At 50.4% G+C, this 13,319-nt stretch carries 13 protein-coding genes; 10 read left to right on the top strand and 3 right to left on the bottom strand.

The features are described from left to right. Positions 1 to 16: 16 nt before the first annotated feature. The 8 genes from CHL76_RS06315 to allB all read left to right on the top strand — a co-directional run bounded on the left by CHL76_RS06315 (position 17) and on the right by allB (position 9,689). Positions 17 to 625: a TetR/AcrR family transcriptional regulator gene (locus tag CHL76_RS06315; RefSeq protein WP_079474610.1), complete on the top strand. Its 609-nt coding sequence runs from the start codon at positions 17 to 19 to the stop codon at positions 623 to 625. A 146-nt stretch (positions 626 to 771) separates the two neighbouring features. After that, a complete protein-coding gene (locus CHL76_RS06310) occupies positions 772 to 2,391 on the top strand; it encodes a PucR family transcriptional regulator (RefSeq protein ID WP_158219089.1) in 1,620 nt (539 codons plus the stop codon). 157 nt (positions 2,392 to 2,548) lie between these two features. Then, positions 2,549 to 3,859: a nucleobase:cation symporter-2 family protein gene (locus tag CHL76_RS06305; RefSeq protein ID WP_079474612.1), complete on the top strand. Its 1,311-nt coding sequence runs from the start codon at positions 2,549 to 2,551 to the stop codon at positions 3,857 to 3,859. Positions 3,860 to 3,873: 14 nt separating this feature from the next. Continuing rightward, positions 3,874 to 5,451 (top strand): factor-independent urate hydroxylase, encoded by a 1,578-nt coding sequence (pucL, locus tag CHL76_RS06300; protein WP_079474613.1) that lies wholly within the window; start codon positions 3,874 to 3,876, stop codon positions 5,449 to 5,451. Then, the gene (gene uraH / locus CHL76_RS06295; RefSeq protein WP_079474614.1) at positions 5,452 to 5,802 is read left to right on the top strand and encodes a hydroxyisourate hydrolase; all 351 of its coding nucleotides are present in this window, start codon (positions 5,452 to 5,454) and stop codon (positions 5,800 to 5,802) included. A gap of 27 nt (positions 5,803 to 5,829) precedes the next feature. Continuing rightward, entirely contained in the window at positions 5,830 to 7,071 is a 1,242-nt protein-coding gene (gene allC, locus CHL76_RS06290; protein WP_079474615.1) for an allantoate deiminase, read from the top strand. 14 nt (positions 7,072 to 7,085) lie between these two features. After that, positions 7,086 to 8,339, top strand: coding sequence for a pyridoxal-phosphate-dependent aminotransferase family protein (locus CHL76_RS06285; protein ID WP_079474616.1), 1,254 nt, complete (start codon positions 7,086 to 7,088; stop codon positions 8,337 to 8,339). A 15-nt stretch (positions 8,340 to 8,354) separates the two neighbouring features. Continuing rightward, entirely contained in the window at positions 8,355 to 9,689 is a 1,335-nt protein-coding gene (gene allB, locus CHL76_RS06280) for an allantoinase AllB (RefSeq protein WP_079474617.1), read from the top strand. Positions 9,690 to 9,708: 19 nt separating this feature from the next. On the opposite strand, the gene CHL76_RS17185 is transcribed toward allB, so the two are convergent. The 3 genes from CHL76_RS17185 to iolG all read right to left on the bottom strand — a co-directional run bounded on the left by CHL76_RS17185 (position 9,709) and on the right by iolG (position 11,799). Then, positions 9,709 to 9,861, bottom strand: a complete 153-nt coding sequence (locus CHL76_RS17185; RefSeq protein WP_179124021.1) for a hypothetical protein — start codon at positions 9,859 to 9,861, stop codon at positions 9,709 to 9,711. A gap of 99 nt (positions 9,862 to 9,960) precedes the next feature. Continuing rightward, entirely contained in the window at positions 9,961 to 10,758 is a 798-nt protein-coding gene (gene iolB, locus CHL76_RS06275; protein ID WP_079474618.1) for a 5-deoxy-glucuronate isomerase, read from the bottom strand. Between the two features lie 15 nt (positions 10,759 to 10,773). Then, on the bottom strand, positions 10,774 to 11,799 hold the full coding sequence (iolG, locus tag CHL76_RS06270; protein ID WP_079474619.1) for an inositol 2-dehydrogenase: 1,026 nt from the start codon (positions 11,797 to 11,799) through the stop codon (positions 10,774 to 10,776). Between the two features lie 258 nt (positions 11,800 to 12,057). Here iolG and iolC point away from each other — a divergent pair, with 258 nt between their 5' ends. Both iolC and CHL76_RS06260 read left to right on the top strand, forming a co-directional pair. Beyond that, on the top strand, positions 12,058 to 13,059 hold the full coding sequence (gene iolC / locus CHL76_RS06265) for a 5-dehydro-2-deoxygluconokinase (protein WP_079474620.1): 1,002 nt from the start codon (positions 12,058 to 12,060) through the stop codon (positions 13,057 to 13,059). Between the two features lie 85 nt (positions 13,060 to 13,144). Continuing rightward, on the top strand, positions 13,145 to 13,319 hold a 175-nt coding region (locus CHL76_RS06260), incomplete at its 3' end, for an aldehyde dehydrogenase family protein (protein ID WP_143747445.1).

Raw genomic sequence — 13,319 nt, 5'->3', positions numbered from 1 at the left:
AATGGGGAAATAAGCAGTGACATATAACAAAAAACGACGGTCTACGAGAAAAAAGGAAGATCTGGTCGAAACCGCGCACCGTCTGTTTTTGCAGGAAGGGATAAAAGTGGTCACTATTGGGCAGCTGTGCGCGGAAGCCAGTACAAGCAAAGCCACATTTTATAAATACTTTACAGACAAAGAAGGCATTTTAAGCGAAATGCTCGATGGAGTGATGCAGGAATCCAAAGCTAAGATGGAAGCACTGATTGAGCAAAGCAGAAAGCACGGGATGACCGAGGATATGCTTTTGAAGATATTTGATATGAAGGAGTACGAATCGTTTTTTCAATCGAGCTTTCTTACGGAATTAATGCAGGATTATCCGCATGTACTGTCCGATTACAGCAGCCGGGGCGAAAAAATAGTCATGCCGGTGTTCCGGGAGCTGGTGGAGGTGGCAAAAGCACAGGGGATTCTTCGGGAAAATATAAATATTGATTTTTTTATGTCGTACGCGATCTCGCTTCGGCAGATGATTGCCTACCGGATTCAGCAGGGGGAGGATGTGCAGGGCGGCATGACGCTTGAAGAATACCAGACCCATTTTTACGATTTGTTTTTGTACGGTATCGTCAAAAGATAAGCGACAAGGCTGCCGGGTCCCGGCGGCCTTTTTTTAACAGCTGATATTTGCACTGGCGGCCGGTTCACTTTTTCTGCTACAGTAAAAGACAAAATAACCAATCGTATTAAAAATGATTGGATATGTATCACAAGGAGGCGGAAACGGTGAACATAGGAGAAACGCTGCAGCGCCCGGTTTGGAAAGATGCAACACTGCTTGCCGGAAAAGACGGGGAGATCCGGGAGATCCGGCAGGTGAACATGATGGACGCGCCGGATATTGTCGATTATCTGCAGGAGGACGATCTGCTGGTGACGACCGGGTATCATTACAAAGACCGTCCCGAAGAATTGAGTTTGCTCATCGAGCGGATGGACGCTGTGGGATGCGCGGGCATTGGCCTCAAAATTGAGCGGTTTCTGCAGAAGCTGCCAGAGAGCGTGATCGAAAAAGCAGATGAACTGCAGTTTCCTATTATTGCCCTGCCGGAAGACATCGGTCTCGGGGCGATGGTTAATGATATGCTCAATGATATGCTTTCGGTACGGACAAGAGAATTGCGCGAAGCGTTAAATATTCATCAGCGGCTCACTGATCATGTTATGCATGGAAAAGGCCTGACAGCACTTCTTGAAGAAGTATGCGACTACATAGGCTTTCCAGTGCTGCTGCTGGATGCATATGACCGTTCGATCTATGCAGACGAAGAAATGAAGAGCGTACAGGCAGTGCTCGAAGCGCATCGGCGGGCAAAACAGGACTTATTTTTAAATGGCAGTACGTACAGCAGCTTTTGCGTGTGGGACACAGGGCGGACGTATACGCTGTTTCCGGTGCGAACGCACGAAAAGCGCAGCGGCTGCCTGGTAATTGGCGGCGAAATTCCTATTTATGATAACGGTCTTGTACTTATCATAGACCAGGCCGTGAACGTTATTGGATTCGAACGCATGAAACAGAGCGCCATCGCTCAATATGAACGAAGAGCCCGTGATGAATTTTTTCAAAATTTCATTAATGGAGGTTATTCATCCGACGAAGAAGCCCGAAACCGTGCGGAAGAAATGGGTCTTCCCAACAATCGTAATTACGGCTGCGCAGTCGGCATGCTTGATTCCGAGCCGCGGCTTCCAGTCACCTACACCCAGCAGCAGCGGGAAATGGATCATATGTATGAATACATTGAAGGCGAATTGGACAAATGGCGCACTCCGGCCTGGTTTTTTAAAAAAGAGCGACAGTGCGTTATTTTATGGGAAGTAGAGCAGTTGCAGACAGAAGCAGAAGAAGCTTCGATTGAAGCTCTGGAGCAGCTGCAGGAGGGAATTCAATTGTTTTTTGGGCGCTCGATCTCCTTTGGCATTGGAAATACAGCGAGATCGTTTCTTGATATTCCGGGGTCCTACAAAGAGGCAGAAAACACCCTGTATAACAGCCAGCTCACCGGGGAACGAAGCTTTATCCGCTCCTATTACACAAAAGATATCGCCCAGCTGCTCCGCCTGCTGCCTACCGAAGAACTGGCCTCGTTCAGCCACTCGGTGCTGCAAGAACTAACTGAGGGAAGCCAGGAGGACCAGGGGCTCGTGCAGACGTTATCTGTCTATCTTGAGTCGCACTGCCACGTGGCTGATACGGCAAAACGGCTCTACATTCACCGCAATACGGTGCTGTACCGCCTGGAAAAATGCGAGGAGCGTTTAGGGGTATCATTGAAAAATCCCGAAACGACGATGCGGCTGCGCTTGGCGCTAAGGGTCCAGAACGTTCTCTCCTCGGAGTAATGTAAGATAATCTGCGCAGAGGGCGTTGCTTTCTTGAAGATTATGGACAGAATAACTAAATATTTTTCAAAATTTTATATAAAACGCCTGATGAATCGTGTCCGGGCCTCCTATAAGATGGATAGTAAGATATCAATAAAAGGAGGAACACCTAATCATGGCTAACGGAACCAACGGGCTTCGGACTTTTTCATTGGGACTTCAGCATGTGCTTGCAATGTACGCCGGAGCGATACTCGTTCCGCTTATCGTAGGGCGCGCATTGGAGCTTTCAGCAGAACAACTGGCATACTTAGTAGCAATCGACCTGCTTTCCTGTGGTATAGCGACCCTGCTGCAGCTGTGGAGGGGAAAACATATCGGTATCGGGCTTCCTGTGATGCTCGGGGTATCATTTGTAGCAGTGACACCAATGATTAGTATTGGCACCAATTACGGCGTGACAGCTATTTACGGATCGATTCTAGCAGCCGGGCTGTTTGTCGTTATCTTCGCTAGATTTTTTGGAAAATTACAAAAGTTGTTCCCGCCGATTGTCCGCGGCACAGTCGTAACAATTATCGGGCTTTCGCTTATTCCTACCGGCATTAAAAATATGGCTGGCGGCGAGGGAAGCGAAAACTTCGGCTCCCTTTTCAATCTGCTTTTATCCGTTGGAGTACTTGCGGTGATTATTCTTTTATTCCGGATGTTTACCGGGTTTATGCGATCGCTCGCAGTGTTGATCGGAATTGCCGGCGGCACGGCAGCCGCAGCGGTGATGGGGCAGGTCTCCTTTGGTGAAGTGATGGAAGCCTCGTGGTTCCATTTTCCGCAGCCGCTGTACTTCGGCATGCCGACATTTGAACTTGGGCCGATTATCACGATGATCCTTGTATGCAGCGTAATCGTTGTTGAAACGACCGGCGCTTACTATGCGGTCGCGCGCATCACAGATCGTGAGCTGAACGAAGACGATTTGGTCCGGGGCTACCGCTCCGAAGGGCTCGCAGTCATTATCGGCGGCTTGTTCAACGCTTTTCCCTACAGCACTTTTGCCCAGAATGTAGGCCTGCTGGAGCTGTCAAAAGTAAAAACGAGAAACGTAATTTTCTCTGCGGCGGTGACGCTGATCGTTCTGGGCCTAATTCCGAAGGTTGCCGCTCTGGTTGTCATCATTCCAACGCCGGTGCTTGGCGGAGCGACCGTTGTGATGTTTGGCATGGTTGTCGTGGCTGGCCTGCAGATGCTCCGCGATGTCGATTTTAACGAACAGTCGAACCAGCTGGTGGTTGCCTGCTCTGTGTCGCTTGCACTGGGGGCTACAGTAGTGCCTGAGCTGTTTTCAAGCCTGCCGGAAGGGCTCGCTATTATCTTCGGGGACGGTATTATCACTGGTAGTTTAGCCGCAATTTTCATTAATCTCTTATTTAACACACAGTGGAAGGGGGAACATGTATATAATGAAGAAAAACAAAGCAAAGCTTGAAGGAGGAGTAGTGTATGCTAACTATTGAACAAGTAAACCAATTATCCCGCCGGGAATTTATCGACACTTTCGGAGGAGTGTATGAAAATTCTCCATGGGTGGCTGAAGCAGTTGAGCCAGTGAGGCCAATGGAATCTGTAGAAGACCTGCATCAGCGTATGGCAGGCGTAGTCATGACGTCCGGAGAAGAAAACCGGCGGGCCTTGATCCAGGCGCACCCTTCCCTTGGAGAACAGAAACCGATGAGTGCAGAATCCACCTCCGAGCAGGAAAGTGCGGGTTTAACGGAAATGGAAGAAGAACAGCGGGAAGATCTGCGTATATGGAACGAGCGTTATCAGGACAAATTTGGCATGCCGTTTATTATGGCGGTAAGAGGAAAAACTACAGAGGATATCCTGGAGGCAGTACGAACGCGTATGGAGCATTCCCAGGAGGAAGAAGAGCGCCAGGCTGTCCGGGAAATTCACCGAATAGCTCTTTTGCGGCTCGAGGCTATCATTGAAGGAGAACAAATGGAAACGAAAACTGAATCAAAAGATAGAGTCGGAACAGAAGAGGTCCGGACTGGAGAGCAGAGCGGCCCTTCTGCAGCACTTGCGGCGGAGCCGGCCAGCATATCGCAGACGGCCACAAGAACAGGAAGTAAAAAACGGAGAACAATGAGCTACGGCAAAGGCGATGTATTTGCCTACCGGACCTTCTCCATACCTTTCACAGATATCACGCCAATACCGGAATCTCCCTACGAAGGCACAAATAACACCATCTTTGGCTTGAATGTTTCTGTTAATATCACCGGTGAAGCCTTTCTGCCTAGTTTTACTGAAGGAGATAACAGTATGGTCATCGCCACAGATTCGATGAAAAACTTTATCCAGCGTCATCTGGGCAGCTACGAGGGCGCTACAGTGGAAGGGTTCCTGGCTTATGTAGGGGAAGCGTTTCTCGAAAAATATGATCATGTCGAAACTGCGGAAGTGTACGCCGACCATCTTCCATTTGAAAAAGTGAACGTAGACAATACGGGATACAAAAGTGGCGTAGTATTTAAGAAGTCTCGTAACGAAAATACGGCAGCGATGGTGAAAGTAGGGCGGACATCGTTTGGGGCTCCGGAAATTATCGACCAGGAGAGTTATGTAAAGGATGTCCAGCTCGTTAAAGTAGTAGACAATTCATTTGTCGGCTTTATACGGGATGAATATACGACGCTCCCCGAAGATGCCAACCGCCCGCTGTTTATTTATTTGAACATTGGCTGGATCTATGAAACGCCGGAGACGGCCTTTGGCCAGAACGGCCCGGGCTACGTAGCAGCTGAACAGGTGAAGGATATTGCAGCTGCTGTCTTCCACGAAACACAGACGGCTTCGATTCAACAGCTGATTTATTACATTGGGCGCAGAGTGCTTGAGCGGTTCCCGCAGCTTCAGGAGGTTTCCTTCGAATCACAGAACCATACGTGGGATACTGTCGTCGAAGACATTCCGGGAAGTGATGGTAAGGTTTATACGGAGCCGCGACGGCCGTATGGGTTCCAGCGCTTTTCTGTACACCGGGAAGACCTGAACCACGGGGGAGAGGAATAAATGGGACTCACTACACATGTGCTTGATCTGGCATCCGGAACCCCAGGCGCTGGTATAGCGTTAACGCTGTACCGCCTGGACGGCAGCCGGAAAATTAAAGAGGCCGAACGGGTTACCAATACAGATGGCCGGGTGGATGAACCTCTGCTGCAGGCAGATGATATTCAAACATCCGCATACGAGTTGGAATTTCAAACAGGGAACTATCTCCGGCAAAAAGGATGGACGAAGGAAGAGCCGCATTTTCTGGAAACGGTGGCTCTCCGCGTCACGCTTTCGGTGGACGAAACGTCCTATCACCTTCCGCTCCTGTTATCTCCCTACGGCTACCAGACATATAGAGGAAGCTGATCCAGAGCCAGACCAAGGAGGGAACGTATGGCTGTTCAATCTTCAAACATAATGCAGGATCAAATCGATCAGCTGCTGCAGTGGCTGTCCGGATTTGGGAAAACAGAAGACGGCGGTGTGACAAGGCTGTTATACGATGACTCATGGCAGCAGGCACAGGAAGCAGTAAAGGGAAAAATGGAGGCCATGGGCCTTGAAGCCCGCTATGATGTTGTGGGAAACGTATTTGGACGCTTTGAAGGCACAGAAACAACGGATAGGGTCATCATGACCGGCTCTCACATTGATTCGGTCGTAAACGGTGGTAAATATGACGGTGCGTACGGCGTGGCTGCTGCTGTACTGGCCGTAGAAAGGCTAAAGCAGGCCTACGGGAGACCGAAACAGAGCATTGAAATTGTATCCTTCTGTGAGGAGGAAGGCAGCCGCTTTCCGATCACGTTCTGGGGATCGGGCCATATCACTGGGAGGCTGCCAGAAGGTGAAACGGAGGCCCTAAAGGATGCAGACGGTATTTCTATCGGCCAGGCGATGCGGGCATGCGAATTTGAAGCCCCGGCATCACTTCCGCTCAAGCGTGAAGACATAGACTCCTTCATTGAGCTTCATGTAGAGCAGGGAGGCACACTGAAAAAGTCGAATGCTTCGGTGGGAGTAGTGTCAGATATTGTCGGGCAGCGCAGGTACCACATTACCGTGGAAGGAGAAAGCAATCACGCCGGAACCACTCCCATGCCGGAACGCAAGGATGCGGTAGTGTTATCAAGTGAACTGATTACAAATATTACCGCCATGGCCAGGCGGAAAGATGAAAGCATGGTGGCCACGGTAGGCAAAATGGAAATTACGCCAAATGTACCGAACGTGATCGCTTCTAAAGTCGTTTTCAGCCTGGATGTCCGTCATCACAGCAATACGCTGCTCGATGAATTTGAACGGGAGCTTGAACAACTGTATACCACCACGGGAAAATCGTTTGGCATGACAGTTTCTTCAGATTGCTGGATGGAAGTGGAGCCGGTGCCGATGAGCAAAGATGTATATGAAACGATGTACAAAGCTGCTGAAAGCCTTCATATTCCCTCCCGGCTGATGATTAGCGGGGCCGGGCACGATGCCCAGGTCATGGGCAGCTATTATCCGACCGCGATGTTGTTTGTGCCAAGCGAAGCCGGTGTAAGTCATTCGCCAAAGGAATATACCAAATCCAGTGATTTAGAGCAGGGAGTAAAAGTGCTTGAAGAAACCCTGTTTCGTTTAGCGTATTAGAAAGGAGAGTAAGTATGGACTATCATCACGAAATCCAGCCGCCGCTCCGCACGATCATGACTCCGGGCCCGGTGGAGGCAGATCCCCGAGTGCTCCGTGCCATGAGCACCCCGGTGGTCGGACAGTTTGACCCGGCTTTTACAAATATTATGAATGAAACGATGGAACTGTTGCGCCGCATCTTTCAAACCGAAAATGAATGGGCCTTTCCGGTGGACGGTACTTCCCGTTCTGGTATTGAAGCAGTGCTTGCGAGCGCGATCCACCCGGGGGACAGCGTGCTCGTGCCTATTTACGGTCGGTTCGGTTATTTATTGACCGAGATCGCCGAACGGTACGGCGCAGAGATCCACACGCTTGAAAAGGAATGGGGCACGGTCTTTTCCCCGGAAGAAATCATCGAGGAAATGGATCGAGTGCAGCCAGATATCGTCGCGATGGTGCACGGCGAAACGTCGACTGGCTGCATTCAGCCTCTTAAAGAAATCGGGCACGCCTGCCGGGCACGCGGAATCTATATTGTGGTGGATGCAGTGGCAACGATCGGTGGAGTGCCGGTTAAAACAGATGAATGGTGTCTCGATGCGGTCATCGGCGGTACGCAGAAATGCTTCAGCGTCCCGTCCGGAATGGCTCCGCTTACGTACAATGAGCGTCTCGGGCGCCGCTTTCAGGCACGTAAAAAAGTGGAGCGGGGAATTGCGACAGAAGCGGATAAACAGCCGGAGGCACCGATGATCCGGAGTAATTATTTTGATCTGAGCCAACTGCAGGACTACTGGGGCCCGCGCCGTTTGAATCACCATACCGAAGCAACGTCGATGGTTTATGCGCTTCATGAAGGCGCAAGGCTGATCGTCAACGAAGGGCTTGAGGCCCGTTTCGCCCGGCACCGCTATCACGAGGAAGCGCTGACGGCTGGTTTAAAAGCAATGGGTCTGTCGCTATTTGTAGAAGGTGAGTCGAAGCTTCCAGTCGTCACCTGCATCAACGTGCCGGAAGACATTGATGCAGATGAGGTACGCAAAATACTGCTCGGTCAGTTTGGAATTGAAATTGCTTCGTCCTTCGGACCTTTGCACGGGAAAATCTGGCGCATCGGCTCCATGGGCTATAGCTGCCGGAAGGAAAATGTCCTGGCCGTGCTCGGAGCACTCGAATCCGTGCTTTTATACGCCGGAGCCCCGGTAAACCCCGGCACTTCCCAGCAGGCAGCGCTCTCCTTTTACATGCAGAAAGAAGATACAAAAGCAGCGGCTGAAGTATAGGGGGACACTTAAGAAATGTATGATCTGCTGATTAAAAATGGAACCGTCGTCCGCCCCGGTGGGACAGAAGCAACCACAGTGGCGGTCACGGACGGAAAAATAGCAGCCCATGGCGTTTTTGATGAAGCCAAAGCACAAAGCGTAGTAGACGCTGATGGAATGCTCGTAATGCCGGGAGCGGTGGATATTCACGTTCATTTCAGTGAGCCTGGGCGGGACTGGGAAGGCTTTGAAACAGGGTCCCGGATGCTTGCAGCGGGTGGCATTACTACTTATATGGATATGCCGTTAAACGGTATTCCTTCTACAATCACCACCGAAAACGCAGAAGAAAAAGCAGCTCTCGGCCAGAAGAAATCTATTTTGGATTTTGGGCTTTGGGGCGGGCTGGTGCCTGGCGGAATAGAGCATATTCCAGCTATGGCAGCACAGGGGATACGTGCGTTTAAGGCCTTCATGTCGCCGAGCGGCAACCCGGAGTTTGAACGGGCGGATGATGAAACGCTCTTCCAGGGAATGCAGGTAATCGCGGAACACGGCGGGATACTTGGCCTTCATGCAGAAAGTGCACCGGTAGTGAGTGTGCTCAGCCGGCAGCTTGAGGAAGAGGGGCGTACGGAAGCGGATGATTATTTAGCCTCGAGGCCGGTAGAAGCAGAGCTTGAAGCAGTGCAACGTGCCCTTGTTTTTGCGAAGCAGACAGGCTGTCCGCTGCACTTCGTGCATATCAGCTCTGCTGAGGCGGTGGAGGTGATTCAACGTGCGAGAGCAGCCGGGCAGGACGTGACGCTCGAAACCTGTGCCCACTATTTGATGTTTGACCACGAAGCGCTGCGAACGCACGGGGCTGAAGCAAAATGCGCGCCGCCATTACGGGAGGCCCCGGTGCAGCAGGAACTGGTGTCCAGGTGGAAGCAGGGAGACATAGATATGGTGACCTCCGATCATTCCCCGTGTCCGGTGAAGTTGAAGGAAGGTGGACTGTGGCAAGCGTGGGGAGGTATTTCGAGTGGTCCGTACACGCTGTTAAGCGTGCTCGAGCTCACGGCGAAGCACGGCCTGCCGTGGGAACAGGCAGCAGGTTGGACCGCAGAGAAGCCCGCGGAGCGTTTTGGCCTGCATAAGAAAGGGAGCCTCGAAGAAGGGAAGGATGCAGACCTTGTGCTGGTCGATCTTCATGAAGAAACGGCAGTAGGGCGCGAAACGATGCATATGCGTCATAAACACAGCTTGTTTGAAGGACATCGTTTTCCGTACCGGATCCATTCGGTATGGCAGCGGGGCCTGGAAATTTATAACGGAAAAACTGATACATTTACAAAAAGAAAAGGAAAGTGGCTGCAGGAATAATAATCCGGCAGCCACTTTTTCAGCGCAGAAGGCGGTTAATGAATTTACGTGCTGCACGGTTGGCGGAGCGGCGCGCAAGGCGTTTTCCCAGGGAGCCGTTTTTGGCTGCCTTTACATCACCGGAAACACGGTTTGCCTTTAAAATCGTACGTGCGAGCTTTTGAAAAGCCATCTGAACACTCCTTTCCATGAAACAATCGTTGTATAGTATATATCCTTATTTGCCCAAAAGTAAGCTTCCAAATGAATGTTCATTTGGAAGCGGAAAAACTTATTTCAACAGCCACTCGTGATCCGGGTCATTATGGAACTTCCACTTGCGCACCGGTCCGGCCATTACATTCAAATAATAAGCCTGGTAGCCTGCCGGAGCCGCCACCGGGTGGTAGCCTTTGGGCACCATCACGACATCGTTGCTGTTTACTACCATCGTTTCATCAAGGTCCCTCGGATCATCGTAAACGCGATGAATCAGGAATCCGCCTTGTTCGGGGTCCACTTTATGAAAATACGTTTCTTCGAGATAGGACTCGTGCGGAAGGTTTTCAGTATCGTGTTTGTGTGGCGGGTAGCTCGACCAGTTCCCTTCCGGCGTATATACCTCCACCACCAGCACGCTCTCGGCTTCTTCAGAGTCCGGAAGGATATTATGCACTCTCCGGGACATCGAGCCGGAGCCGCGGTCTTCTGTTCCTACATCATCCGGGCCGATCAGGCGGGCGTTATACTTTCCGGTTGCCGGGGCCTTACAGACGGCGAGTTCAATATCTGTATTCGCCTTTACTTCAAAGCGGTCCTTAGCCGGGACATATACCGAATACGGCGGAATTTTTTCGAACACGCTCATGCGTTTTCCAAGATTTTCAAAGGAGTCATTGTTAGTCTGGACGTCTGCCTTACCGCTCAAAAGCACGAGGCATGCTTCGTTATCGCCAGTGTCAGCCTGAATGCTTTCACCCTCCTGCACACGGTATACCTGGAAGCCGACATATTTCCAGCCGGCGCTTTCCGGGGTGACGTCGTGAATTTTTTGTGCAGTGATGTCTGGTTTTACAACTAAATTTGGCATACATAAACTTCCTTTCTAAGAGATTTCAATTGTTTCGGATTCTACATCAGCAATATATACGGTTTTCTTTTCTTTCCAGGCCTGTGCTGCAGCCAGGGCAGCCGTCTGGGCGGCAATGCCGTCATCACCGGTGCACACAGCCGGAGTGCCGGACTGCACGGATTCAGTAAACATCGCAATCTCGCGCTCGAACGCTGTCTGATACCGTTCCAGAAAAAAGTGCACCGGCTTTTCCGATTTAATAAAATCGTCCTGCCACCATTCCACTTGATGGGTCGGCTGGTTTGGCACCGTGGCTGCCCCATTGGAGCCAAACAGCTCAAGACGCTGGTCATAGCCGTAGACCGCGCGCCGGCTGTTTTCAATCACGCCGACGGCCCCGCTCTCAAACGTTAAAGAAATAACAGCCGTATCAATGTCACCGTAATCATTGAACCGTTTGTCGATCAGCGCACCGCCGTGCACGGAAATCGCTGCAATATTTTCTCCCATAATATAGCGTGCCATATCAAAGTCGTGAATGGTCATATCCACGAACAACCCACCGGATGTTGCCACATATTCCATTGGAGGCGGGGAAGGATCGCGTGAAATGATCTGCAGCATTTCAGGCGTGCCAACCTGGCCGTTAAGCCGCATCATCCGCACCTGCTGGAAGGAAGGGTCAAAACGGCGGTTGAAGCCAATCTGAAACACGAGCCCTGCTTCTTTGGCCGCCTTGACGACCCGGCGTGATTCTTTAATGTCAAAGCTGATTGGCTTTTCGCAAAAAATGTGTTTCTTGTTTTGAATGGCCTTATCAATCAGAGAAATATGCTCTGAGGTGGCAGCGCATATGAGAACGGCATCAATTTCAGGGTCATGAAGAATATCCTCGGCACTGGAAGTTACATATTGCGGAGAGAAAGCCTGCTCGATCGTTTCTAGAGCAGAGGCGTTGATATCTGCGACTGCCCGGAGGACAGTGGCAGGAAGGAGGTGAAGATTTTCAATGTGCAGCCGGCCGATGCGGCCGGCGCCGATAACACCTATATTAACCATATGCGGGGCCCCCATAAAATGTAGTTTGAAGAAAGCGCTTAACTTTAATGTGAATTATACATTAATGAATCGCTTACATCAATCAAAGAATGAGATTTCTCAGAAAACATATAGCAGTCGTATGCCTCTAAATGTAAATTAAAGAAAAATCAAAAAAATACTTTACATCTGAATGCGCTTTCTTTAGAATCAAACGTATAGAGTAGGAAAGCGCTTAACCATAAATCGATTAAAACAACGAAGGGTGGTTATGTTTTAATGGAATTTCCAAAAAACCGTTCAAGGGATCTGGTTGGCATGGGCCGGCTGACGATTGACATGAACGCGAACGAAATCAACCGTCCGATGGAAGAAACGCGGACGTTTACGAAATATGTGGGAGGCTCTCCGGCCAACATTACGATTGGAGCCTCGAGACTGGGTCTTAGCACCGGCTTCATCGGCAAGGTAGCAGACGATCAGATGGGTAATTTTATTCGCAGCTACTTTGAAAAAAACAACATTAATACGGAAAATGTAAAAACAGACAATACGGGGGCGGTCACCGGGCTTGCCTTCACGGAAATCATCAGTCCGGAGGACTGCAGCATACTACTGTACAGAGACAACGTGGCGGACTTGAAAATCAGTCCGCTCGAAATTTCCGAGGAATACATTAAAAATACATCCGCGGTCATGTTTTCCGGTACGGCGCTTGCTGCGAGCCCTTCCCGGGAAGCGGTCTTCCTGGCGGCAGAATATGCGCACAAGCACGGAACGAAGGTGCTGTTTGATATTGACTTTCGCCCGGCAACGTGGAAATCCAAGGAAGAAACCGCCACGTACTACAACCTGCTGGCTGAAAAAAGCCATCTAATTATTGGCACAAGAGACGAGTTCAATATGATGGAAAATATGGAGTCCGAAATGGACGGCAGCGACGATAAGACCGCTGCAAAATGGTTTAACCATTCGGCAGAAATTGTGCTGATTAAACACGGGGCCGAAGGTTCATTTGCCTACACGAAGGACGGAGACTATTTCACCGGGAAAACCTTTGAAACCGAAGTGCTGAAAACGTTCGGGGCCGGAGATGCCTACGCCTCCTCCTTTGTTTACGGTCTGATGCAGGGGTGGGAAGTTAATCGGGCGATGGATTTTGGCGGAGCGTCCGCAGCCATTGTCATTTCCCGGCACAGCTGCTCAGAAGCAATGCCGAACGCAGAAGAAGTACAGAAATTTATTGATGAAAGTGTGAGAAAAGGCACCATAAAGTCTTAAGAAGGCAGGGTGCTCAGGTATAATCATATGAAATACTTCAAAAAGCAATTCTACAATCCGTTTATATAGAAAGGACGATGAAGATATGCAGGAACAAGCAGTAACGACCTTAAAAAATTTTATCGGCGGCGAATGGGTGACCTCCCGGTCCGCCACCGACCAGGTGTACAATCCGGCCACCAGTGAGGTGATCGCCCGCGTCCCGCTTTCCTCGAAGGACGAAGTGAACGAGGCCGTGGAGGCGTCGAAAGCGGCGTACC

The sequence above is a fragment of the Marinococcus halophilus genome (genome assembly GCF_002265875.1).
GTDB lineage: Bacteria > Bacillota > Bacilli > Bacillales > Marinococcaceae > Marinococcus > Marinococcus halophilus.
The sequence above is the reverse complement of the archived record's forward strand: the minus strand, read 5'-3'. Positions and strand labels throughout refer to the sequence as shown.